The sequence below is a fragment of the Candidatus Paceibacterota bacterium genome, assembly GCA_028718635.1.
GTDB lineage: Bacteria > Patescibacteriota > Minisyncoccia > Phycocordibacterales > UBA9973 > UBA9973.
In genome coordinates this window covers 109,229-133,879 of sequence record JAQULK010000001.1, presented here as the reverse complement: position 1 = coordinate 133,879, position 24,651 = coordinate 109,229, and the positions used below count along the sequence as shown (strand labels likewise).

The window sequence follows — 24,651 nt, the reverse complement described above, 5'->3', positions numbered from 1 at the left end:
CGTTAGAGATAGGAAGCGCCTAATCTATTTTTTAGATAACGCTTGCCCATTCCCGATTTTAAAAATAATTCTCTCGACTTCGCTTTACTTTCTAATAGACACCCTTCATAGTATATCAAAATAAATGGGCCTCGTCCTTTCGTATATGTAGATAAACCTTTATTATGCTGATTCAGGCGCTTCCGTAGGTCTTGCGTATATCCAGTGTAAATTTTACCGTCCTTCTTACTTTTTAAAATATATGTGTAATAAAACATAAGTGATCTCTAACGGGATTGCATATCCATTAAGAATTTTTTACTCAGGGATCTCTCGGTATGGATCTACGGCTGGTTTGCTTGGAATGGCATTTATCGGAGTGGGCGCAATTGTCTTGGTAATATTCTCTAAAGAATGTTCTGTTTTCACTACGGGAACTTGAAAAGAACCGGATAATTTCTGCGCCAAAATCGGAGGAGTGTTATTCCCCTCTTGAGGGGTGCCTAGCTTGCTAGACGGGGTGGATATTATTTCAATGCCCGCGGAATTTAATATTTTCATATCATTTTTTCCTTCACTGCTTTTTATCAAGTTTTCTTTTATTTTTGCAAAAACGCGGTCATTCATTTCTTTTATCAATTCATTGACCTCAACTTTTGAGAGATGCATTCTATTTTCTAGCTCTTTTGAATAATTCTCTGGACTTGTCAGTCCAGAAAGTAATAATTCTGTTTCGGTCTCCAAGTCTCCCAGTTGTTCAAAAGTGTAACCTTTTGTTTTTCTCATTTCCAAGATAACCGCTTTATAGTCAACAGCATTGATCGCGTTTCGGGTTTCTTCCGGCAATTGCGCTTTTGCCTCGTCAATTTTTATTTGTAATAAATCTGTTGTGTTGTCTGTATTATTATCCATAAAATTATTCTAATATATTATTTTTTAATAAAAAAGGCTGGTAAGACTGTTTCTTCAGTATTCCCCCTCTCCTTACTAAGGAGAGGGTCGGGGTGAGGTGAATTTGAATTAGTTAAGAACCTCCCCTCATTCCCCTCCTTATCAACGAGAGGAGGAACATCCAAAAACGCCGTATAATCCCCGCCGGATAAAATAAAATTAAGATTTTGCTCAGCCGTTGCGTTTTTTACCTTATCGCTTTTTTTAATATTTTTTACAAAAAGATCATTGATAGGAATAAGTATTTTCTGTATTACTTCTTCAGATATTTTTTCTGCTTCAGCTTTACTGGTGCCTATGCCATCTTCGATATTTTTTTGGTATTGATCTTCATCAATAAGACCAAGTAAAAAACAAGCTGTTTCTAGTTGAAAAGTATAAATTTCATCCTCATTCAGTAAGTATTTTTTTCCAATTTCTTCAGATTGTTTTTCCCAATTTGAAGCATTGATGGCATCTTGCGCTTCTTTTGGCAGATTCAACATTTCCTCTTGTATTAATTTTTTTGATTTTTCAGTCATTTTTTCTAAATTACTTAAGCTTTACTTTCTATTTTTGATTCCATAATTATTTTATATCTTGCCTCTTTATTAGCCGTGCTACTTAATGGTCCCCAACTACCCTTTCTGTTAGCAAAGGCAGTTGTTCTCCTTCTGCTTTCTGTGAGTATCGCATTTTTTTGATCTGGAATTACTTCAGTTTGTAGTTGTTTTATAGTTTTTCCAACATTGTCACCAGATGATACCTTTAGGATCGAGCCGTCAACGCTAGTGGTTTTTTCGACGCTTCCGTCAGGTTTTAACATTTGACCAGTATGCAATGCTCCTGTTACTAGAGCTGCTTTTTGTGCCTTAAGTTCTGCGATATTTGCGATTGCACTCTTTTCTTCTATTGAATCTTTTGCGGCGTCATTTTTTGCTTGTCTTTGTCCTTCTAATCCTTTATCTATTTTTTCAAAATCTTTTGCAACCTTATTCAACATTGTTTGTAAGTCAATTTCTGATTTATTTAATTTCTGTTTCAATCCTTCATCTTCTCTAACCTTTAGCATATCCGCCCTCTTCATTCTCTTTTCCACTTTTTCTTTTCGTGTCTGTGCAATTCCTCCTGTCTTTATTTTACTACTACCAACAAGGGTGCTACCAATACCAACACCCGCAGTTAGTCCAGCCATTCCTATAGCTTTACTTGCTCCAGGGATTCCACGCAAATCAAAACTACCCTTTTGTGCACGTGTGCCAACACTTGTTAGTCCGCTAGCAACCTTGTTAATTCCAAAGCTTCTTCCATATTTGTTTTCTAATTTACCTCCAAGTTTATTCATTCCTGACGCAGCCTTATTAGCAAGATATCCTCCACCTCCACCAATAACATTTCTGCCAGCAAACGCTGCTCCACCTATTGCGCCTCCCAAAGCCAAACCACCCACAATCTTTGCACCCTTGAAGACCATTTCTCCTATTGCTCCCGAGCCTTCTTTGGCATACTTGGTTGCTCTTAGAAGAAGAACCATAATCACCATTGCTGGGATAAGAGTAAACAGAAGAGTTTGTACCCATGTTTGACTTGCTTTTGCTTGCGCTGTTATATTGCCGAATAATCCTGGGGGTTCTAATAATAAAAATATTAAATATATAAAGAACATAAAAATCGGTGCCATAAAAGACACCTTCAATAAACGCTTAAACCAACCATCCCATCCTATGTAATCAGTACCAGCTAGTTTTGGCACCGTGAAAGACATAAAAGCGAAAGGAGAAAAGATTATTAAAATCCATAGTTCAATTAGTCGGGCCACAAAAGCTACTCCAGACACAAAAAAAGCATAAGCCGCAAAAAGCATAATGCCAGCGGCAATGCAAATAATGCCAATCATTGTTCCTACAGGGACATGATCTGTTCCTCCTCTAACATCTTCCCAAAAAACTGAATTATTTAATTTTGTAGTTACGTCAAAAGAACCATACATAGCACCTGAGATTTCTTTTTCTCCAGGTGTTGTTGGGGTATCGGGTCTAGTTGCTGGCTGTCCGGTGTTTGGATCTTTATAGGTAACATCAAGTTTGTTGTAAAAAATTAAAGCTAAGATGTTGGAAGTATCAATAATCACTTTCGTAAAAAACATAGAAAAGTTTATGAGGAGAGCCATTATTATGACATTTGCTATCATTTTTTTAACTTCGGATCCTCCTAGTCCTAAAATTAATTTGATAGCTATATAAAGTAAAATAAGGATGAAGAAGATGTTTGAAAGGTCACGGACGACTCCCCATGCAGTAGAAATAAAAGTAGAACCAGAGATCATTTCACTGTCCAAAGCTATTTTTATTAAAGCGTTAAAGAATTTTGCTGCTATGGTAAGAAAAACAGAAGATGGAGTATATACAATATAATAAAAAAGTGCTTTTGTGCATCCAGCAACAGAACTGCTACCTATGATTCCACAAGATTCTTCTTTTGCCCAGTTTTCAAACTCTGATTTTTCTACAGGTTTTGGAGGTGTGACAGTAGCAGCACCAGGTATTATTTTTCCATCCTCGCCAAAGTATGTTGTTACCGTTTCATTAGTTGCGTCATTAATTACCGTTGTCTTACAAGGAAGATTATTAAAATTTCCATCTGCATTTTTAGTACAAGCCTCGTTAGGATCTGCCGCAGATGCATGCACTTTTACCATCGGACTAAAAATTCCCACAACTACAAAAAAAAGTAGTATGAGAAAGTAAGGGATTATTTTTTTAATTTTTCTAGGCATCTTTATAAACTTTTTTAACTCCTTTTATTTTAGCATTAATTTTATTCTTTTATCGCAATTTTTCATTCCTATTGACATTTACATTTTCTTTTTGATACAATATATTCATAAATAAGAAAAAGACCCTTGATATGTTACGGCATATTCGGGGGCTTTTTCGTTTTAATCTTTAATTTTTCAATAAAATCATCTAAAATAATAATTGGCACATTAATGCGTTTTAACAAAAAAGATAAATATTTTTTATTTGGAGAAACAATACAGGTAGAAACTTTTTTTTCCTTCAGAAATTCAACAATACAGTGATAATCACCATCGCCAGCCACTAACACAACACTATTCAGATCATTTTCATAAAAGTCTTTCGCAATACGCAAAATTAATTCTCCATCTACATTACCTTTTGTCTTGCCATCCTTATTTGTAATTGTTGGCTTGAAAACAATATCATAACCAATACTTTGAAGATAGTTGTAAAGTTCAAAATTTGAAGGAATAAGTCCCATAAAAAGTATGGCCTTAGAAACACCAAATTTATCACGAAGCCAAGATCTAAAAGCTTTGTAATCCAACTCCCAACTGCTTTGCTGAACTCCAAACTTCAGATTAGAAGCATCTATGTAAGCTGTAGAATTTTTTTTCATAATTATTGGTGTTTGCAAAAGGGGAAGCAGATAAATCTGTTTAGTCCTTAATGGGTCAGTCCTCACGCACACTATTTTTTTGCTGTTACCCAGACCGCAGAATGTTCGTAGTGCGATACGCATTCCGCTCCCCCTTTTATAAACATTCTTAATTATAACACTGGTCGCGCAAAATTCATTCTGCAACGTAACACAGAAATTTTATAAAATTCCCTACGGGGTGACTACGATATTTGCGGTGCCGGTTTTTGCCGGATTTGAGGAATCTTTGATCGTTACTGTTACTGTGCTTTCTCCTAATGCTCGGCCGGTGACGGTGAGGGTGGTAGGGGTGGTGGGTAGAATTTCAGCGTTTGCTATAGTTACATTTTGTTGATTTGTGATGACGTAGGGTGGTGTGCCACCTGAGATAGACATATTGCTATTTACTTCGCCGACTTTGACTGAAATGCTTGCTGGAGTGATGGTCAAATTAGTAGGGCTAACTATTATATTGACACGAACAGTTTTAGCTGGGCTTGAAGAATCTTTTATGTCTACAAAAGTAGTGCCACTCGTTGTGAGACTAGATACGATTAAATTTGTGCCAGAGAGAATAGCCACCGCAATTGTTTCATTGGGGCCTGTTTGAATAGAGTAAGGTTCTGTTCCGCCAGAGATAGTGGCGATGACTTGTCCTCCTCCGCCTACCGTGGTCGAAATATTTGCCGGGGTAACCACTATGGCTCCGGCAGCGCTTACCGTGATAGTGACAGTGACAGTTTTAGCTGGGCTAGATGAATCTTGAACAACAATTGTTGTTGTCCCCGGAGTAGTACCTGCTGTTATTGTGAGTTTTGGAAGAGAACCAGAAATGTCAATCGTAGCGACCGCTATCGCCAAGGATGTGCTTGATTGGGGTTGAACGTTATAAGTTCCTGAGCCGCCTGATATTGTCGTACTGGTTGTTTGTCCGACAGTAACTGAAACATTTTGGGGGATATTCAAAGTTCCAGCTGTGCCACCTCCTCCACTTTCTCCACCTCCCAAAGTGACCCCATTATAGCTCCAGTTATCTTGCGGAGGAGTACCGCTGATGGTATCAGATAATGCACTTAAGCCTTTATCTATAAAATGACCTAAGAGAGCGTCAATAATAGCAGCCATACTATCCATTACATCTTTCCCTATTGCCGCAGTGAGTGTTTTTTCTTTTATTGGAACATTCAACGCTTCAAATATTTGATTGGCCGCTACAGAACCCGGGGTAGTGTTTACTAAACCGCCTGGACAAGTATTTGTCTTTGCCCATTTTGCTTTGGCTGAGGCAAGGGCTTGTTCATAGTTACTATTGCAGGAACTACATATCATTTCCATTCCTTCCGGGAATGCTCCTGATACGCCACAACCATCAGGGCAATTATATGTCACTGACGATGAATCAAAACTTGGTTTTTGGAATTCATTTACACCATTGTTGTAACTAGGGTTAGACGGACAAGTTTGTGGAGAAAGAAAACCCATGCCTTGTTGTAGAGCAGTTTGTACTTTCTGGGCAGCATTTTGGGTGGTGCCTTGAAGTTGGCGAGCGAGTTCATCGGTTGCAAGCATTTGAAATCCCAAATAATTATTTTGGGGGTATTGCGTATTTATTAAAAACCCATTCCATCCGCCGACATTGAAATTATTTCTAAAGTTGTCTTGTTGCGCAGAATTCATCACTTTGCTCAAAGTGTATCCCATATTGTCGTCGAGTTGTCTTTTATAACTATTTATTGCATTTAAAGCAAACTGTTTGCCAAAAGGAAACATCCGGAGATCATAGCCGTACCTATTTACTATATTTTTTAATTCTGATTTTGCTATGTCGTTAAAGAAAGAGCCAGGATTTGTTAAGAAAAGTGGCTGTCCATGAAAATCAGAGTTTATCCAATTTATGGTGGCTTGAGTCATTTGTGCTAAGAGTTTTCTTTCGACTGCTCTAAGCGCTTGTTCTGCTATTAATTGTAACCACCCTTTTACAGTAGTTGCAGTATTAGTTAGAGTTGATGGAGCCATTGTGGTTGTAGATACGCAAATATCACCAAGATATGCATTAGCTATAGTACTATTAACTGGCACACTAGTTACAGTCCCTACAACTGCAGTAATGTCTGCGGGAACACAAGCAATAGCATCTGCTTTTTTTGGTCTAGAAAATAAAACAGCCGGTGTAACTATTAAAATAATTAAAAGAGCGGAGATAAATTTTTTTACTATCATATTTTTAGTTATCATTTTATTGTTTTTATTATATAATTTTTTACCTAGTTGTTCAATTTTGCTTAATAGCATCTGTTAAGTTTTTAGCGGATTTTGCTAAAGCAATGGCATTGTTTCCATATTGAGTTATGGCACCTATTGCCACTATTGGGTCGCTGTCAAAAAGTTTTATATCACTTACATTTTCTTCAATTCTTTGAAAATTATTTATTAAATCTAAATGCAAGGCTGAGAGAGATTGCGGCACTTGTATTTTTAATGATTCATTGATTGTTTGATTTGCTTGACTAATAATAGGATCAAGTTCTAGTAATTTATCTAAATTCGTTTCATCTGCTATAAATTCTTGCAAGACCATGGGTACACTTTTTTTAATATGTTGTTTTAAATAAATAGCGTTTAAAGCATCGCTGTATTTTTGTATAGCTTGTTTTGTGTCAATGTTTATTATTTTAATATCAGAAATCGTGTAGACTTTTCTTTGAGTAGAATTTTCTACTTTTTCTGCTAGAGAATTACTGAGCGCGTCTATGGTTGCCTGGTCAACTTGACCATTTTGATTTAAGGCGGCAACTGTCGCAAAAAGTTCTCTAGAGAATTTTTCAGTTTGAGTTAAATTTTCTGTCCCTGTGGAGGAACTTCCTCCGTTTATTGTTTCTGTATTGATTCCTTGTGCTGCTCTCAAGTTCTCTATCGCTGAGCTGTCTGGTATTCCTGGAGTAGTTTCTTTTTTTGTTGGATCAAGTCCATATAAACCTTCTTGCCAATCCGGTATTCCATCGCCGTCGGTGTCTTTGTTTACTAGGTCTTCTATGGTCGCATTTTCATCATAAACGAGTCCGTTTCCCTGTCTGTTTTGATTGAGGTTGAGTGTATTTTTGAAAATTATTTTATTTTTTATTAGAAAAAGTACAACCAAAAAGAGCACCGCCAAGATGACTAAAAGTATCTTTTTGTATTTTACTAAAAATGTTTTGATAACAATATAATTATAACAATAAGTGAGGAGCACAAGCAAATGAATTTGTGATATAATTAGCTCAATGAGACCGTTATATTTTTATTTATTTTTTGTTTTAACTTTTTTCTTTTCTTCTCAGGTAGTTTTTGCAGTTTCTGCTTCAGTTCCAGATGACTGTAGAATTACTTCTACATTAAGAGTGGGTTTCAAGGGTGTTGAAGTGCAGTGTCTACAAAGAAAAATAGGAGTAGCGGCAGATGGGAGTTTCGGACCTTTGACTAAAGCTGCTGTTTCCGTTTTTCAGTCAAATAATAGATTGGTGGCTGATGGAATAGTTGGAGCCATCACTCGCGGGGTGCTCAATAGCGTTAAGACGAATGCCACCTACCCAGCAGGTTGTCTTTCTGCTGTCGGGTATAGCCCAACCACTGGTGTCAAATGCGATGGTACTGCAAACGACGTTGTAAATAAAGCTTCAAACCCTGTTCCTACCTCTAACCCCTTCGCCAACAATACAAACCTTGATCAATTTATTAAAACAGTTGTAGAAGTAAATAGAAAAAACGGCAAGAGTGAAAAAGAACTCAGCGTTATAGCAGACACTCTTAGGAAAGAGGTCTCAAATAGCAATATTGACTATAGTAAAAAATTTAAGGAATTACTTATAAATGAAAGCAAATTAAGTCTTGATTTGAACGAGCATCCGTTTCTGGGATTCTTTGATAAAGCTGTCTCAAAGGCCCTTTCCTTTTTAGGAATTACTCCTCCTGTAGCCCAAGCTGCGACTGGCATACCGTTTGGTGGTGCTTTAATTTTTCCTTTTTTTTGCGCGGCTAATTCTAGTTGGATGATAACTATTTCACCTCTTCCGCCAACTTATGTAACGCTTCTTTCTTATTATCCTGGGACTCAAGGATTCGCAAGTTACAATATTCCTTTTACCAATTATTTACTCGGAGCTTATGTAGTGCCTGGTGTTTGTGCGATACCTGGCGATCCTGTTATTATTATCCCTACCGAAGGTACGATTACTCCGATGGTCGGCTCATCTCCCCTTTAGTCAGCATAATCCAGTCGTTAAGAGTTAAATCCTCAGCTCTTTTATTTCCCAAGTTTGCCAAAGCCTTGCTTTGGCAAACACTTTGGCAAACATTCTTTAGATTGCTGGAGAGTTTTTTCCTTTTATGTGCAAAACCAGTCTTTACTATTTCCCAGAATTTTTCTTCAAATGTCTCCCTCTCCTTAATAAGGAGAGGGTTGGGGTGAGGTGAATTTTGGGATAAGGTGAATCTTTCCCTAGAAATATTTTTTATCGCAATTATAGCTGAGTCAACTTTTGGTGCAGGAGAAAAATATCTTTTATTCACCTTCATAATCATCTTTGGTTCACCGTAAGCTTTGACCGAAATTGAAAGAATGCTTTCTTTGCCACCTGCCCCGCCGTGGCGTGGGTCGCGAGCCATTATGCGTTTAGCCACTTCGTGCTGGACCATTAAAATCATCCTCTCCGGTTGATTTTTTGCCGTCAAAAACTTTTTCAAAATTGCACCAGTAATATTGTAAGGAATGTTGGCGATAATTTTGTAGTTAATTGTTCCCTCTCCCCCTGCCAAGGGGGAGATTAAGAGGGGGTCGAACTCCAAAATATCTCCCTGTATCAAGAGGAGAGATTTTGATTTTATTTCTTTTTTAAATTTTTCTTTTAAAAATTCAAAAAGTTCGCGGTCCTTCTCTACCGCAATTACAGTTTTTGCTTTTTCTAAAAGTTTAGACGTGAGCGCTCCTTTGCCTGGTCCTATTTCTAAAACTATATCGCTCTTTTTTACTTCCCCGGCTTCAACAATTTTTTTTAAGGCCATTTCAGATTTTAAAAAGTTTTGCCCTAGGGATTTTTTTGCTTTGTGTATCATATATTTATAAATAAATTGTTTTTATCCCGCTATCTTCGCCTTCCCTTTCAAATAAATCTGCTGGAATATCAGAAATAAATTCTGAAGGAGCGTTGATGTTGCGCGAACCGAAAATAGTGCGGAAATTCGCAAATGATAAAAATAATTTTCTCCTTGCGCGGGTAAGTGCCACATAAAAAAGCCTTCTTTCTTCCTCCTGCGTCTCGCCGAAGCCTTGTGCGGAGGCTGGGCTGTCTCCCATTCTCTCGTGCGGAAAAAGCCCGTCTTCTAATCCAACAACAAAAACATATTCAAATTCAAGGCCTTTTGAAGCATGTACTGTCATTAATTTTACCGCATTTTTTATTTCTTTCTTTTCTTGATTTATTATTAAAGAGTCTTGATCTGAAGCAAGCGAGGCATCTTCTAAAAGTTTTTCTATACCCGCTCCATTTTTTAGATTGTCATATTTGAGCGCAAGGGTGGCGAGCTCTTTGATGTTTTCTAATCTTTCCATATCTTCTTCAGTGCCAGAGGAAAGTTCTGTTTCAATTCCGGACTTTTTTATTACGAATTTTATGAGATCGCTTGTTTTTAAATCATTTATTTTCTCCTTTATCTCTTCCAATGTTTCATAGAAACTATTAATTTTTATTTGCATTTTTACCGGCAGGGTTTCTCTTTGGCCGGCAAAGATTTTCATCAAGGTTACTTTTCCAATGCCTCTCGATGGGAAATTAATGATCCTTTTTATATCAGACAGGCTATCGGGATTGAGAGCTGCACGCAAATAAACGAGAGTGTCTTTTATTTCCTTTCTTTCAAAAAATTTAACCCCTAAAACTTGGTAAGGAATATTGTACCGAAGCATCGCTTCTTCGAGCGCCCGCGATTGAAAATTTGCGCGATACAAAACGGCTATTTCAGACAGCGGGGCAGACTCTGCTTTTGCGGGGTCGCTGTCTGTGCGTGCTCGCACAGCGCTGCCTCTCGGCTCGTCAGCCTGCGAGACACCCCGAAAAAGCAAGTCTGCCCCGCTGTCTAGTATCTCCATAATCTTTGTGGCGACGAATTCAGCTTCATCGGTTTCGTCTAGGGCTTCATAGAAGCCTATTTTTTCGCCTTCAATGTTTTTCGTAAACAAATTTTTATCCGGCCTATATTTATTTTTCTTAATTACTTCATTTGCCGCCTCTAGAATATTTTTTGTAGACCTGTAATTTTGTTCCAACAAAATTATTTTTGTATTCGGGTAATCTTTTTCAAAATTCAGAATGTTTTTCAAATTTGCTCCGCGCCAAGAATATATATTTTGATCGGCATCCCCGACTACGCAAATATTTCCACTTTTTTCGGAAAGTAATTTAGACATCAAATATTGCGCTTCGTTCGTGTCCTGATATTCATCAATGTGGATATATTCCCATTTTTCTTGATATATTTTTCTAATTTCCTCGTTTTCTTTCAGTAGTTTTACCGCTTTTAAGAGCAGATCATCGAAGTCTAAAGAATTCTCTTTCATTTTTTGTTTTTCATACAAATTCCAAACTTGAGCTGTAATTTTACCCAGAGACCCCTCCCAACCCTCCCCGAAGGAGAGGGCTTTCTCCATATAATCCGTTAGATTTGTAAATTTTCCTTTTTCCCGCGAGATTATATTTTTTATTTTTTTTGGATCATATTGCTTCGGGTCTATGCTAAGCTCTTTTAAAATATTTTTTATAAGAGTGGTCGCGTCTCCTTCGTCTAAAATAGTAAAATATCTCGTCAGTCCGAGCAGTCGGGCGTTTTCTTTTATTATATAAACTCCCAGAGAATGAAAAGTGGAAACGAAAGGAATTTTTTCTTGACCTTTTGCGTTTTTATTAATTTCTAAAATAATTCTCTCTCGCATTTCTTTAGCGGCCTTATTAGTGAAGGTCACTGCCAAAATTTTATCGGGAGACACGCCGTTTTTTATAAGATTTACAATTCTGTGCGTAATCGTTTTTGTTTTCCCAGCTCCCGCTCCGGCAATAATCAAAAGCGGTCCCTTCATATGAAGCGCCGCTTCTTTTTGCTCACTATTTAGACCTTTTAGATGTTTTTCTTCTATATCCACGCATCTAATATAGCATGAATTTATTTTCTTAGATTTGCTTCAAAAACTTCTAACTCTCCAGTTGATGCTAATTTTTGTAAACAGCGAGCAATAAAATGATCACTTTTTTCAGCTCCCATCCCGAGGAAACCTCCTTTTGGTTTAAGATTTGCGTGATTTTTAAGCATATTCAAATAACCTGATAAATAGTTGCCTGCTGGATCATCGCTTGGGTTTTGTTGGTATTCTAAAACTTTATTTGCTCCTTCCTTTAAGGAGTTTGATAAGTATTTATCCCAACCCGATGGCTCATCTCTAAATATATAACTCAAATCTTTTTGGCTGTTTTCATAGATTTGCACCAATTTTGTTTCAGGCAGGTTGTAAGGATTTTCTGCAAATTCCGGGTGTTGTTGCAAAATAGAATTATCTTCGGGGGAAAGATTTGGAAAATATGGTCTACCAAGAAAATCATGATACTGGCCTTCTGAGTCAGGATAGTATCTATTTCCTCCAAATACTATTGGCTGGTTTCCGTAATAATTTTCTGCGTACCCTCCACCGCCCGTCCCTCTTATTTCACCAGTATTATATGATGTTCCAACTTCATATGGTGTCCCAGTATTATATTGTGTTCCCATATGCACAGTTCCAGGAGGCTCTTTGGCAGTTAATTGGTCTTGTATTGTTTTAGTTAATTCCTCAGGAGTAATCGGTTTTTTAAATACTAATGATTCCAACTCTGTTTTCTGTGCTGGTTCTGCTGGAGGTGTTTCGGGTGCAGGCGCTGTTTTTGATTCTGTTTCCGTTTTTGTTTCGGTTTCTGTCTCTTCTTTTTCTACGGCTTGTGCTTGTTCTGCCCCAACTTTAGATTCTGAAGTAGCTTCGGTGGATTTATTTCCAGCTTCGGGCTCTGGTGGTTTGGAGGTTTCAGTAGTTTCGGATTCTGGCGGTTTGACTATATTTTCTTTTTCCACACTATCTTCTATTTTATGATCCGGTGTCTCAGCTGGTTTTACTTCTGGTTTTATTTCTGGCTTAACGGGATGTTCAGGTGCAGTTGTTTCTTCAGGCATTCTTGGTTCTTCTGCTGTTTTTTCTTTTTGGAGTATATCTTTTATAGATTTTCCAGTTCCTTCAATTGGATGAATATTATGCGAGGTTAAAAGATGCGAGATTCCCTCAAACATTTTGTTTACAGATAAAGCCAATGTTTCTACCTGCAACACTGCCACTGTGGCTTTTCCAGCTGTTTGAGCATATTTCAGCAACATAGCAGTTCCATCGATAATGCCATATTGAGTAATCATGCGATCATAATCTTCCAGATTTTTCTTTTGTTTTGTGATGAGTTTTTCTATTTCATATTTTTTTTGTTCAGGAGTAAGTCTTTTACTATTTTCTAATTCTTCTATTTTTTTATTCAATCTTGATATTGAACCTTCAAAAAGAATGTGATCTTCTATCTTATACCCAAGAAGCTCTCTTCTTAATGCTCTTTGAGCAAATCTCAGAATAAAATTACTTGCTAAGCTTGGATTTTGTAATCTTTTCTGCAAATCTTTTGGTATTTCTATCAGATATTTATTTTTAAGATCTTCTGCGGAAAGATCATTTGCCTTCCAAATACGATTCCCTTTACTATCATTCTCAAATGTTCCTCCAGCTTTTTCGTATATATTCCAAGCTTCTTCCTCAGCTTTTTCAATATCTTTTTCATTGTCTTTCAAAAATTGCATTACTTCTTCCGCGCTTGATTCTCGAGTTATATCTTTACCAATTCTAGTTTTTGCAATCAACTTTTCATTTTTAAAACGTGTTTCTTTGCTAGTTTCAGCCAACCAAGTAGTCGCCATACCAGCTGCCATAACCACACGATGAGCAGCACCCACCGTGAGTCCGGTTGCGTCAGCTATTAATCTGAGATATTTTAAAGCGTTTCCAGAAAAAGCTCCGACATTTGATGCAAATTTTTGTTTTCCAGCGCTAATAGTTATGCCTCTTTTTTTACCTTTAATATATACTCCTTTCTTAATATCACTAAACGCTGATGGGTCATTGGCTTTTTTTTCAGCAATTTTTGCATTACGTACAAAACCATCTAGTGCTTCTTTGCAAAATTTTCCAGTAGTTCCTTTGGGGTCAATATTTTTTAGTTTCAGTGCTTTATTAAAAACACTAGCAAAAATATCATTTTTTGCTTTTTCAGCCTTAAAGCCTAAATTATTATACCAGCGCCCCATTTTTTCTTTATCTTCTGGTGGAAGATTCTCTATTTCTTTTTCGATTCCAGCTTCTTCCTCAGGAATTACTAGATCTTTTCTTTCTTCTTCAATTTCAGATATTGATTTTTCAATAGGCATTAGATTTATTCTTTTTGTTGGTTTTCGGTGTATTTTTGGTTCTTTTGGTTCCATGGTGTTTACATTATATAGTTTTTAACTTTTAATACCAAATTAAGGTAAAAAGGGTTATCCCCCACACCTTTCGTTTTATCCCCACACCTATCCAAATAGGTTGTGGGGATTTATTTAAGACTTTCGGAAATCCTTCTTTTTAGTTGCCCAAGCGCTTTTCCATCTTTTTTTAAATTATATTCTCTAGTTCTAGCATCATGTTCATTGGCACAAGCTTCATAATAGCGAAGTTCAAATGGTCGCCTAGCTTTTGTTGAACGATTAAATCCATTGTTGTGTTCCGAAAGTCTTCGCTTCAGGTCATTAGTCGAACCGATATATAATTTATCATCTTTTATGCTTTTTAGAACATATATATAATACATAATAATCATTATATGACCTGAAGGTATAAAACAAAAGGTGTGGGGGTTATCCACATTAATTTTCCATTAAATTGACTTTTGGCTGTTTTTGAACTATCCTTAAAACATAGTTCTGAAGAGAGGTATAGTACAAGTTGACTGAATTCCAGAGAAGATAGTAACATCGTGAGAACCTTTTGTTTACAGAACCTATTGGTCGTCCTGTGATTCTACCCTTATTTTAAAAGGCTAGAAAAGGAAATCTTGCGACATTTAGTTTGTTTTATAAAACCTACAAAAAAAACAGTTAGTAAAATAAAATCATTTTTTGCCCTTTCTTTGCTTTTTGGGGTTCTTTTTGTGCCCATATGGTCAGTTAAAGCGGATCTGTTTTCTTCTTTGTCTTCTATCTTTGTGGGTGATCAAGCTTATGCACTTCAAGCGAATGTTTCCTCGGTTTCAATTTTAGAAGAGGAAAACAGCAAAGATGGCTCAAATAACGATACCATTAACGGCATAGATCCGAATACTGACAATATCTCTGACGACAAGGCACTTTCTCCGAATGTTGGTTCAGGCGTATCAGACGACCAAAACGCTTTAGATTCATCCTGCGGAGAGCCGAATGTCTACGTGGTGGCAGAGGGAGACACTATCGCAAAAATAGCCGACTTACTTGATGTTTCTGAAAAAACAGTCTTAGCAGCCAATGATATGAAGAAAACTCTTACAAGAGATGATGTTCTTTTCATCCCTTCTGTCTCTGGCGTAGAACACACCGTTACTAAAGGACAGACTTTACAGCAGATAGCGAAACTTTACAAAGTTGATGCAAAAGATATTATTTATTGTAATGGTATTACACCGGACTCTACCCTTGCCTTGGGAGATGAGCTTACAATCCCTGGAGGAGATGTTAGCCTTGGAGATAATAATAAATCAGTTAAAAGTAGTACTTCAACTACTAAGAAAAAACAAACCTATCAAGCCTACCCTGCTCAAAATCTTGCCGGATTTATCAACCCTGCCCCTGGTTATCGTTTAAGTCAAGGACGTCACGACGGAAATGCTGTGGACTTAGCCATAGCCACAGGTACTCCTATCCATGCCGCCGCCGCTGGAAGAGTTATTTTTGCTAGGACTGGATACAACGGAGGTTTTGGTAATTTAGTTATTATCTCTCATCCTAATGGCACTCAGACTTTATATGCTCACCAGTCAAAAATAGCGACTCACTCAGGAGATCAAGTATCTCAGGGTGAAGTTATAGGCTACGTTGGTTCTACAGGACACTCTACAGGGCCACATATTCATTTTGAAGTTAAAGGCGCGTTTAATCCTGGAATAAACAATTCTTGGGCAAAATAATTTTTATATTCCAGCGAGTTTTATTGCTCCAAATAAAACTGCAACACCTAAAATAGTAGAAAAAGTAGTCCAAGCCGTGGGGTGGCTATGGTGACTTTCTGGCAATAAATCAGAGGCTCCTATATATAAGAAAAATCCAGTAAATACAGCAAGGATTATTCCTAGAGCTGATTCAGAAACAGAAAAAAACAACGTGGAAGTTATACCTAAAACCGGAGCAATAGCGTCAACCAGAAGCCATTTAAAAGCTTGTTTGCGTGTACCAGAATTTTTCAAAATCATATTTACAGTATTTATTCCGTCAGAAAAATCATGAACTAATACGGCGACAGCCACGATAATACCTACAGCATTTGATACTTGAAAGGCTAAACCTATCGCAGCACCGTCTATAAAACTATGTGCAGACAAACTTCCTGCCCCGAGCAATCCCCTTTTGTTTTGATTACATTCTTTACTATCATGATCGCAATGTGAATGAAAAAAGAAAAGTCTATCTAAAATCATGTAAGTTATAAAACCGAGAGCAGAAATGGAAGTGAGGAAACTTATATCGTAAATTCCTTTTCCTAATTCTAAAGCTTCAGGCAATAAATCAAAAAAGGCCACGCCAATAACAGCTCCGGCTGAGAAGCCTAAAATTAAATGCAATTTATCTTTGAAACGTAAAGCAAACATTCCACCTAGAAAAGTAGAAATTAATGTCGCGATACTTATCCAAATAATCATGTGCGGGATAGGCGAATCGAACGCCTGCCCAGAGTTTGGAAAACTCTTATTCTACCACTAAACTAATCCCGCAATGTCGGGCTGCTGGGATCGGCTATTACATAGCCAGGTGCTTTTCTGTTTCATTTCATTCAACATAGAAAAGCCTTTCAATTCCCAACGTAAGCAAATAAATTTGCTTACTCCATCCCTTCGGGCTGCTGGGAATCGAACCCAGTCTAAATGGTCCCAAACCACTTGTACTACCGGTATACTACAGCCCGCCTTCGCTAAAGCTTCGGCGGGCAAGCCCGTTTCAACTTCAACGTTTAATAATATATCACAAAATAATATCATTGACTACTTTTATTTTTGCCTTTTTATTTTTTATATCAAGGAACACGATTAATAAATCCACTTGCCATTCTTTTTCATCTGGTATTTTTTCGGATAAAAGGTAAGTTTGAATTGTTCGCGATAAACGTTTTAGTTTCCACGGGTGCATATTGTCCTCAGGATGATATTGATCTATTGTTTCATGTGTAACCTTGTCAAGGTCGAACCTTGACACAGATTTCACTTCAACAAAGTATAATTTATTGGCTTTTTCAGCTACGATATCTATTTCTCCCCATTTTTTTGTGTAATTTCTATTTAATATTAAAAAATTATGTTTCACAAGAAACCTTACTGCTATGTTTTCTCCAATTTCGCCAGTTTTTTGAGTTATTGATGTAAATACTTTTGGCATCTTCTTTATTTTACAATAAAATATGAGGTTTCACGATTAACGTGGTTTCACGTGAAACGAAAAGACAAAATCTGAGAAATATTTATGTCTCTTATAAAAATATCCTTATTTTATAAGCATTATTGTGAAAAAGATGGCAATAAGAGACAACTTCTAACTCTGTCCTTTATGAACAGTACGCACATAGTTATCCACATTTTTAATAAAATCTTTATACAGCAAGCCTTTATGAAAAAAAATAAAGGACAAGCAGAATCTTGTGCACCCGGAGGGACTCGAACCCCCAACGACAGTTCCGAAGACTGTTGTGATATCCATTTCACTACGGGTGCAGTGATTATAATTATACATCATTTAAAAAATAATCAAAATCATTTTATTTTATAAGCCTAAATTCCAAATTGCAATAAATTGTATATAATATATAATTAGATTATTAAAAAATAATTAGCAGTCATATTCGGTGGTCTTTATACATAAATAATTAGCGGTCATGGTTCAGTGGTAGAACACATCCTTGCCAAGGATGAGACGAGAGTCCGATTCTCTCTGGCCGCACATATATTTAAGAAGTGGATTCAATAACTAAAAACTTAATATCCAAAATCCCCAAAGAAGTTTCACATGTAACAAATACGCTCGAAAAGGCCGGATTTGAGGCATATTTAGTTGGCGGGTGTGTTCGAGATCTTTTAATGGATAAAATACCAAACGACTGGGATGTCACGACGAATGCAAAACCGGAACAAATAATAGGGCTTTTTGAGAAGACTGTATATGAAAATACGTTTGGAACGGTCGCAGTGGTTGTTTCCCGTGAAACATTGGGAACCTCACCCCAACCCTCTCCTTGTAAAGGAGAGGGGGAAATACAAGACGTTATTCGTGAAACATCCCATAATTTCATAATTGAAGTTACTCCATATAGAACAGAGGCAAAATACAGCGATTTTCGGCATCCTGATGAGGTAAAATTCAGTGATAAGTTAGAGGATGACCTCAAGAGACGTGATTTTACAGTCAATGCAATGGCCTTAAGCCCTAAAGGACACCTCGTAGATTTGTTTGACGGCATAAAGGACATTAAGGACAAGACGTTAAAAGCGGTAGGGGATCCAGATGACCGCTTTGCCGAAGATGCTCTTCGGATGTTGCGCGCGGTGCGTTTCTCTTGCCAACTTAATTTTTTTATTGCGCAAGAAACAACGGAAAGTATTTTGAAAAATTCGGAATTAATAAAAAAAATTTCTGAGGAAAGAATCCGAGATGAATTTGTAAAAATAACAACTAGTGCCAATGCTTCTTCTGGAGTGCTAATGCTTCAGAAATTTAATTTGTTAAAAAATATAATTCCTGAATTACTCGAAGGCGTGGATTGTGAACAAGGGGGGGAGCATATTTATGATGTTTGGAATCATTCATTACTTGCATTGCAACATGCAGCGAACAAGAATTGGTCTTTAGAAATAAGGCTCGCAGCGCTTTTTCATGATATTGGGAAACCGCGAGCTAGAAGACTTGCAGGGAAACAAGACGGGGAAATAAATTCTGCTTTCTCGGGGTCGCTGTCTGTGCGTGCTCGCACAGCGCTGCCTCTCGGCTCGTCAGCCTGCGAGACACCCCGCGAAAGCAAATTTATTTCCCCGTCTTCGTCTTTAAAAGCTAAAAAGAAATTTACTTTTTACGGGCATGAAGTTGTCGGGGCGCGAATGGCAAAAAAAATAATGGAGAGATTAAAATTTCCTAAAAAAGAAATTGAATTGGTGTCCAAGCTTGTGCGCAATCATATGTTTTTTTCCGATACGGAATTGATCACACTTTCGGCAGTGCGAAGAATTATTACAAAAGTCGGCAAAGAAAATATTTGGCTTTTAATGGATGTCCGTGAGTGCGACAGGGTGGGAATGAAAAAGAAAGAAGCCCCGTATCGGCTTCGAAAATATTTTGCCATGATCGAGGAGGCTTTGAGGGATCCGATTTCTGTCGGACAGCTAAAAATCAACGGAGAATTTATGATAAAAGAACTCGGAATAACTTCCGGACCGCGGATGGGGTGGATTTTGCATGCGTTGCTCGAAGAAGTGCTGGATGCCCCGGAGAAAAATACCGTGGAACATTTGTCTGAATTGGTAAAATCTTTAAATATGCTTGGGGATGCGGAACTCAAAACTCTCGGTCTGCGCGGAAAAGAAAAAAAAGAAGAATTAGAAGAAGAAGAGGTAAAAAAACTACACACGAAACATGGAGTGAAGTAAAAAACAAAACTTGTGAGTTTAGGAGATTAAAATTATAATAAAATATATATGAAATTAGAGGGCATTCCAGTAAGAGAAATATACAAAAATCCAGAAAAGAAATTTGCTTTAATGGAAGCCGTAATGAATGGGTCTCTGGAATCTGTCGACAAGGAATTTGTGCCTACAGCCATTGATTTTCCAGGAATTCCTCCCAGTCTGACAAGAGAAGGCATGCTCGAATGGATTAGAAAAGAAACAGGGATTGATCCAAAAATTATTTTAGACAATGGAAAATCCCCAGAATCTCGCGATAAATATTTTCTTTTAAATTACGCCTTTCAGCAAACTAAGAATTTTTTAAGAGACACATTAAAATATTCTGAAAAAGAATTATTTTTAGGAGTAGATTCTATAAAATCCAAAGAAGATATTTTTAAAATTTTAGAAAAAACAAAGTTGACCGGTGACAAAGAAGGTTTGAGTCAATCAATAAAATATTGCCGTATTGTTAAGACTACGATAGCGACCTATGAGGCGTTAAGAAATGACAGTCAGTTGTTAAAAAAAATCACTGAAGATTTTGAGGGGGCTCTCGTTTCTTCCCCTTCGGAGGGAGAGACCACAATAAACACCCCGCTTGTTTTTTCCGGTAAATATCACAATGAAACGGGTCAAGGGTTCCGCGCAATTAATGACAGTAATCTAGAAGGTTCTATCAACTCACGAGCAAAGGATTTTGAAAAAATAATTCTTAAGTTTCTCACAAGGCCAGATTCAGACGCGAAAGCTGCATTGAAAGATGGCATAGCTTCAAGAATAACCATAGAAAAAGACCAAGCAGTAAAATTATTGCCTGAATTATATGAGTGGCTCACTAAAACAATGAAGGCGACTGATATAAAAATTGAAAACAAGTCTTTTTTTTCAACATCACAAATGAAAAAATTATTTGGGAAAATAAAAATATCAAATGCTCCCAAAGATGAAAAATTTGAAGCAATATTTATAACAGGCAAATTACATTCTTCTTCTCACGGCGGGCAGTTTGAAATGCAACTCGTAGACCCAAGCAATAAAAATGAAGAAGGAGGAATGGATCATAACATATATGATGTAAAGAAATTTGTTAATGCTCGCACTCGCTTAGATGGAGGATGCCCTGAAGATATATTTGAAAAGTTTGTTTTTGATGCACATATAAAATCGGGGATAAGTATAAAGGAAATTAAGCATGAATTAATAGAAGAGACTGATTCCCCCATAATTAGAAAAAGAAAAAAAAATGGAAAATATGTCTATATAACTAAAAAGGTTTACAAACGCTGGGCAAAATTCAGATGGATAAATGAATCTCTTAAAAAAGAATTAGATATTGTTGTATATTAGCAAGTGCCTAGCAGTGAGATTGTTGCCCTCGACGGTATGTCGAGGGCCTTTTTTATTTAATAAATTTCTTGTTGATAGCACCCCGAAGGAAAGCAAAGCTTCCTACGGGGCAGGAGTTTCACTAGTATATTTCTTGTTGATAACATTGTTCGCAATAAACTGTCTCTGGTTTGTTGGGAGAATAGGATGTTTCAAATTCTACTGCGCATTTTTCTGTGCCATGAGTGTGGTTTTTGAGTTCGCACATGCAAGAACGGCGCCAAAGCTCCCGCGGATTGCGCTTTTTCATACGGTCTTTGTGCCGGCATTCGAAATCTTTGTGGGGCAGAGGAATATTCATTCTTTTATAAAAATCCAATTCAGATTTGGTAATCCTAAAATTCTTTTTGCAATCTTGGCATACCAAAATTTCTTTTAAAATTTCATCTGAAACTTCAGAAATAGTTTCCGGCATATTTTCTTCTTTGATTGTTTCTTTATCATAAGTGCCAGTAGTCTGATCTTGCCAATTAAAGCCTCCTGCTTCGGCTTCTTGTTTTGTTATTGGGAAATATTCTTGAGCCAAGGTTTCGTTGTATCCAAAAACACTCATTTGAGGCGAAATAAAATCTCCATAAATGCCTTCCTTTTTCATGTTTTCAATAATCTTTTCTTTTAATTTTTCATATTCTTCTCTTTCGTATTGTTTATTTAAAATACAATATTTTTTCTTTTTTAATCCGGTACAACCAAAGCAACTTTCACAATTGTTTAAACTTTCAGAATATTCTATATTACTGGAATACAATATATAAAAAGAATGTTTAACATTGTAAGTTTGAAGAACTCCCATCATATCTAAGTTGAGTTCTGGTTTATAGTAAGTGTTATTCATGTCCCAACAATCAACAGTGCCTTCTGCATCTGCTATATATTTACAGTTTTTAGTATTTTCAGCATCAAAACCGTATTTAGTGTCATGGGAATTATATAAATAATCTCCAGTAGCGTTTTTACATTTCACTTGATGCGAGTATTTTACAATGGCTTTTTTCTTAAATTTTTCATATTCTTGTTTTGCTTTTTCTAAATTTGAATACGAAGAAAAAATCTCTTTTTTCTGTTTTTCATATTCTTCTTTTGAAACTGGTTGATTGAAAATATGATAATTTTTATGCCTTAAATTCGTAGAAAAAATGCAATTTTGGCAGTCGCGCAAATTGAAACAAAAAAGCAAATCTGTACTTGTTTCACAACTATCTGAGAATAGGCAATGGTAACATTTTCTACAATCTATGCATTCATAACAGAGTTCTGAATCTTGGGTAAAATCACAATCTACCACTAAACGGCTTCTGTATATTAGTCTCCCGTACATTGAATCTTCATTTTTTTGCGCTGCAAATGTTAAATAGCAATTTTTACTATCCTCTATATTATTTCCATATTCGCTATTTATACTATTTATATTTAGAAGAGATATACGCGGAACTTTATTTCGAAGTTCAAGGAATTGGTCAAAAAAAGGTCGGCTAGGATCATAATCTTGTCCATAATCTATTCCATCCCATTCATCACCCCACCAAATATGTTGATCATAAACAGGGAAGGGAGTGTTTTCTGGGTATAAAGAAATAATGGGTTTGCCACTTTTACTACAAGTTCTTTTGTAAAGGGTTCTCTCATTACGAAAACAAAGCCTGCGCATTATTCGGCAAGTCGGACAGTGACTTGGAGCAGGGGACTTCATCTTTTCGTAAAAATTCAAATCGTCCTGTTGTATCTCAAAATCTTTTTTACAAGTTTTACAAACTTTTTGCATTTAACTATAGATTTTTGATAAATTTATCTATAAAGACAGTACTTGTTTGAGAAAAGTTGAAAATCACAGCGAGGGTAAAGAGAACGAGAGATAGATAATTGTTGAAAAAAGAAAGAACAATTGCCAATAAACCGAAAACCACAGGCACAAAGGTTCGGACAGTACCACGGCGTATTTCTTGTCTGCTGACATCGATATTTTTTATATGATCGGAGTTAAACACATAACTGCGAATGGCAAAAAGACAAAAACCCATAATGACGGTATGAATGCCAAAAATAACTATTGAAAATTGATTGTTGCTATACTCTCCGAGCAGAGAAGTGGAAAAAGGAATAAGCGCGAGGAATAAGAAAAAAATCGCATTAAGATTCGTCAGATTGACGTCAATATTTTTCGCATAAACTGAAACAAAGAAATGATGTGCCCGCCAATAAGAAAAAAGCAGAGAAAAACTTAAAAGATAACTAAGGAAAATCGGGAGCATGTGTTTTATCGCGAAGGCAAGTTCTTTGGCATTCGTAGGATCCACCAAAACCGGCGGCCTAATTTGAAAAACCAAGATTGTCATCACGATGGCAAAAATGCCGTCTGCAAGAGTTTCTAATCTAGCTGCTTTCATCCCGTTAGAAGTAGGAAATCTTTAGATTTCCGTTAGTTAATTTATTAATAACGACTATAAAAAATACAAACTTATTATATCACTCTTTGTGACTTTGTTTAACTAGGAGACTTCTAACGGGATTCATTCCTTAATTTCTAGCCAAATCGGGCAGTGATCTGAACCCATGTAATTAGTTAGCATTCCAATAGACTTTATTTTAGATACCATCTTTTCATCAACGAAAAAATAATCTATGCGCCAGCCGACGTTGCGGTCTCGGGCGCGACTTTTGATGTCCCAATACGTGTAAGCACCTATTTTTTCTGGATAAAATTTTCTAAAGATATCGATAAATTTATTCTTTATTACTTTATCTATCCATGCGCGCTCTATGGGCAGGAAACCCGTATTTTCTTCATTTGCTTTCGGGCGAGCGAGGTCTATCTCGGTGTGAGCAGTGTTTATGTCCCCGCAGAAAATTACATTTTCTCCGTCTCTTCGCAGTTTCAAAATAAATTTTAAAAAAGCATCATAAAATTCTAATTTATATTTTAATCTGTGCGGTCCTTGGCCTCCGTTTGGGAAATATACATTTATCAAAGTAAAATCTTTATACTTAACGCCGATCAATCTGCCTTCTTCGTCGAATTTTTCTATTCCCATACCATAGAAGATCTCCAGCGGTTCAACCGCTGAATAGATAGCCACACCGCTATATCCTTTTTTAATTTTTGGATGTGAAAAGTAAGAATAATAATTTTTTACGTTGCGCACTTCTTCTGGAAGCTGGTCCGGTTCGGCTTTTGTCTCTTGCAAGCACAAAATATCAGGCTTATATTTCTCAAAAAGGGGAGCAAGAAATCCCTGTTTTGCCGTCGCCCTCAAACCATTTGTATTCCAGCTGATTATTTTCATTTATTTTCCTGTTTTAAAACCGATTGATTTCCTTTTTAAGTCTGCTTTTGGCTCCATGAGTTTATTGATTACATCTATGATAGCAGAAATTTTTTCACCATCTTTTTTCTGATTTCTTTTTATCTTTTCAATTTCAATCAAAACATCTTTGTGAGATTGCAACATTTCTCGCAATTTTATAAAAGCTCTAATGATCGCGATATTTACTTCAATCGCTTTTTTGCTTTTTAGCACAGAAGATAGCATCGTAACACCATGTTCTGTAAAAGCGTAGGGCAGAGCGCCACCTAAAACTTTTCTCGAAGGTATCACATTTTGTGATACCAAGAAATCAACTTCTTTATTTGTAAGCTGAAACATAAAATCTTTAGGAAATCTTTCTTTGTTTCTTCTTACCTGTTGGCGTAAAGCTATCGGTTTCACTTGATACAAAAAAGCCAAATCTTTATCAAGCATTACTTTTGCATTTCTTATAAGATAAATTTTATTTTCAATAATCTCAATCGGAACAATTGCTAAATTTTTATTTTTCATATTTTTATTTTAGCATAATTTTTAAAAATTAATTTTTTTAAAAAAACTTAGCAGGGATAGCCTTTGCTTAAACCTAAGCCAGAAGT

21 protein-coding genes and 4 tRNA genes are annotated in these 24,651 nt (G+C 36.5%); 5 read left to right on the top strand and 20 right to left on the bottom strand.

Annotated elements, in window-relative coordinates:
• Nucleotides 1-2 precede the first annotated feature (2 nt).
• The 7 genes from PHT16_00655 to PHT16_00625 all read right to left on the bottom strand — a co-directional run bounded on the left by PHT16_00655 (nucleotide 3) and on the right by PHT16_00625 (nucleotide 7,582).
• Nucleotides 3-257 carry a GIY-YIG nuclease family protein gene (locus PHT16_00655; protein ID MDD5720946.1) on the bottom strand — a complete coding sequence of 85 codons (255 nt, stop codon included), beginning with the start codon at nucleotides 255-257 and terminating at the stop codon, nucleotides 3-5.
• Between the two features lie 40 nt (nucleotides 258-297).
• On the bottom strand, nucleotides 298-891 hold the full coding sequence (locus tag PHT16_00650; protein ID MDD5720945.1) for a hypothetical protein: 594 nt from the start codon (nucleotides 889-891) through the stop codon (nucleotides 298-300).
• A gap of 17 nt (nucleotides 892-908) precedes the next feature.
• Entirely contained in the window at nucleotides 909-1,451 is a 543-nt protein-coding gene (locus PHT16_00645; GenBank protein ID MDD5720944.1) for a hypothetical protein, read from the bottom strand.
• Between the two features lie 14 nt (nucleotides 1,452-1,465).
• Nucleotides 1,466-3,685, bottom strand: a complete 2,220-nt coding sequence (locus PHT16_00640; GenBank protein ID MDD5720943.1) for a hypothetical protein — start codon at nucleotides 3,683-3,685, stop codon at nucleotides 1,466-1,468.
• A 134-nt stretch (nucleotides 3,686-3,819) separates the two neighbouring features.
• Nucleotides 3,820-4,329 (bottom strand): NYN domain-containing protein, encoded by a 510-nt coding sequence (locus PHT16_00635; protein ID MDD5720942.1) that lies wholly within the window; start codon nucleotides 4,327-4,329, stop codon nucleotides 3,820-3,822.
• A 213-nt stretch (nucleotides 4,330-4,542) separates the two neighbouring features.
• Nucleotides 4,543-6,642, bottom strand: coding sequence for a hypothetical protein (locus PHT16_00630; GenBank protein ID MDD5720941.1), 2,100 nt, complete (start codon nucleotides 6,640-6,642; stop codon nucleotides 4,543-4,545).
• Nucleotides 6,623-7,582, bottom strand: a complete 960-nt coding sequence (locus tag PHT16_00625; protein MDD5720940.1) for a hypothetical protein — start codon at nucleotides 7,580-7,582, stop codon at nucleotides 6,623-6,625. Before PHT16_00625 ends, PHT16_00630 begins: the two co-directional genes overlap by 20 nt.
• A 31-nt stretch (nucleotides 7,583-7,613) precedes the next feature.
• On the opposite strand from PHT16_00625, the gene PHT16_00620 reads away from it, so the two are divergent.
• Complete coding sequence (locus PHT16_00620; protein ID MDD5720939.1) at nucleotides 7,614-8,591, top strand: peptidoglycan-binding domain-containing protein; 978 nt, start codon at nucleotides 7,614-7,616, stop codon at nucleotides 8,589-8,591.
• Here PHT16_00620 and rsmA read toward each other — a convergent pair.
• The 4 genes from rsmA to PHT16_00600 all read right to left on the bottom strand — a co-directional run bounded on the left by rsmA (nucleotide 8,560) and on the right by PHT16_00600 (nucleotide 14,282).
• The gene (rsmA, locus tag PHT16_00615; GenBank protein MDD5720938.1) at nucleotides 8,560-9,441 is read right to left on the bottom strand and encodes a 16S rRNA (adenine(1518)-N(6)/adenine(1519)-N(6))-dimethyltransferase RsmA; all 882 of its coding nucleotides are present in this window, start codon (nucleotides 9,439-9,441) and stop codon (nucleotides 8,560-8,562) included. The two genes, PHT16_00620 and rsmA, sit on opposite strands and share 32 nt — an antisense overlap.
• 4 nt (nucleotides 9,442-9,445) lie before the next feature.
• Entirely contained in the window at nucleotides 9,446-11,521 is a 2,076-nt protein-coding gene (locus PHT16_00610) for a UvrD-helicase domain-containing protein (GenBank protein MDD5720937.1), read from the bottom strand.
• A 20-nt stretch (nucleotides 11,522-11,541) separates the two neighbouring features.
• Nucleotides 11,542-13,917 carry a hypothetical protein gene (locus PHT16_00605; GenBank protein MDD5720936.1) on the bottom strand — a complete coding sequence of 792 codons (2,376 nt, stop codon included), beginning with the start codon at nucleotides 13,915-13,917 and terminating at the stop codon, nucleotides 11,542-11,544.
• Between the two features lie 110 nt (nucleotides 13,918-14,027).
• Nucleotides 14,028-14,282, bottom strand: coding sequence for a GIY-YIG nuclease family protein (locus PHT16_00600; protein ID MDD5720935.1), 255 nt, complete (start codon nucleotides 14,280-14,282; stop codon nucleotides 14,028-14,030).
• A gap of 243 nt (nucleotides 14,283-14,525) precedes the next feature.
• On the opposite strand from PHT16_00600, the gene PHT16_00595 reads away from it, so the two are divergent.
• Nucleotides 14,526-15,629 (top strand): peptidoglycan DD-metalloendopeptidase family protein, encoded by a 1,104-nt coding sequence (locus PHT16_00595; GenBank protein ID MDD5720934.1) that lies wholly within the window; start codon nucleotides 14,526-14,528, stop codon nucleotides 15,627-15,629.
• A 3-nt stretch (nucleotides 15,630-15,632) separates the two neighbouring features.
• Here the strand turns inward: PHT16_00595 and PHT16_00590 are convergent, their stop codons facing one another.
• The 5 genes from PHT16_00590 to PHT16_00570 all read right to left on the bottom strand — a co-directional run bounded on the left by PHT16_00590 (nucleotide 15,633) and on the right by PHT16_00570 (nucleotide 17,420).
• Nucleotides 15,633-16,358, bottom strand: coding sequence for a ZIP family metal transporter (locus tag PHT16_00590; GenBank protein ID MDD5720933.1), 726 nt, complete (start codon nucleotides 16,356-16,358; stop codon nucleotides 15,633-15,635).
• A 1-nt stretch (nucleotide 16,359) separates the two neighbouring features.
• Nucleotides 16,360-16,430, bottom strand: a tRNA-Gly gene (locus PHT16_00585).
• 120 nt (nucleotides 16,431-16,550) lie between these two features.
• Nucleotides 16,551-16,621 (bottom strand) — tRNA-Pro (locus PHT16_00580).
• A 56-nt stretch (nucleotides 16,622-16,677) separates the two neighbouring features.
• Complete coding sequence (locus PHT16_00575; protein MDD5720932.1) at nucleotides 16,678-17,088, bottom strand: YraN family protein; 411 nt, start codon at nucleotides 17,086-17,088, stop codon at nucleotides 16,678-16,680.
• 260 nt (nucleotides 17,089-17,348) lie between these two features.
• Nucleotides 17,349-17,420: transfer RNA gene (locus PHT16_00570), tRNA-Arg, on the bottom strand.
• Nucleotides 17,421-17,575: 155 nt separating this feature from the next.
• On the opposite strand from PHT16_00570, the gene PHT16_00565 reads away from it, so the two are divergent.
• The 3 genes from PHT16_00565 (at nucleotide 17,576) to PHT16_00555 (ending at nucleotide 20,711) form a co-directional block, all read left to right on the top strand.
• Nucleotides 17,576-17,646 (top strand) — tRNA-Gly (locus PHT16_00565).
• A gap of 14 nt (nucleotides 17,647-17,660) precedes the next feature.
• Nucleotides 17,661-19,343, top strand: a complete 1,683-nt coding sequence (locus PHT16_00560) for an HD domain-containing protein (GenBank protein ID MDD5720931.1) — start codon at nucleotides 17,661-17,663, stop codon at nucleotides 19,341-19,343.
• A gap of 48 nt (nucleotides 19,344-19,391) precedes the next feature.
• Nucleotides 19,392-20,711: a hypothetical protein gene (locus tag PHT16_00555; GenBank protein ID MDD5720930.1), complete on the top strand. Its 1,320-nt coding sequence runs from the start codon at nucleotides 19,392-19,394 to the stop codon at nucleotides 20,709-20,711.
• A gap of 121 nt (nucleotides 20,712-20,832) precedes the next feature.
• On the opposite strand, the gene PHT16_00550 is transcribed toward PHT16_00555, so the two are convergent.
• The 4 genes from PHT16_00550 to PHT16_00535 form a co-directional block, all read right to left on the bottom strand.
• Nucleotides 20,833-22,512 (bottom strand): hypothetical protein, encoded by a 1,680-nt coding sequence (locus tag PHT16_00550; GenBank protein ID MDD5720929.1) that lies wholly within the window; start codon nucleotides 22,510-22,512, stop codon nucleotides 20,833-20,835.
• Nucleotides 22,513-22,516: 4 nt separating this feature from the next.
• The gene (locus PHT16_00545; GenBank protein MDD5720928.1) at nucleotides 22,517-23,134 is read right to left on the bottom strand and encodes a TMEM175 family protein; all 618 of its coding nucleotides are present in this window, start codon (nucleotides 23,132-23,134) and stop codon (nucleotides 22,517-22,519) included.
• Between the two features lie 123 nt (nucleotides 23,135-23,257).
• The gene (locus tag PHT16_00540) at nucleotides 23,258-24,031 is read right to left on the bottom strand and encodes an exodeoxyribonuclease III (GenBank protein ID MDD5720927.1); all 774 of its coding nucleotides are present in this window, start codon (nucleotides 24,029-24,031) and stop codon (nucleotides 23,258-23,260) included.
• On the bottom strand, nucleotides 24,032-24,565 hold the full coding sequence (locus PHT16_00535; GenBank protein MDD5720926.1) for an ORF6N domain-containing protein: 534 nt from the start codon (nucleotides 24,563-24,565) through the stop codon (nucleotides 24,032-24,034).
• Between the last annotated feature and the right edge of the window lie 86 nt (nucleotides 24,566-24,651).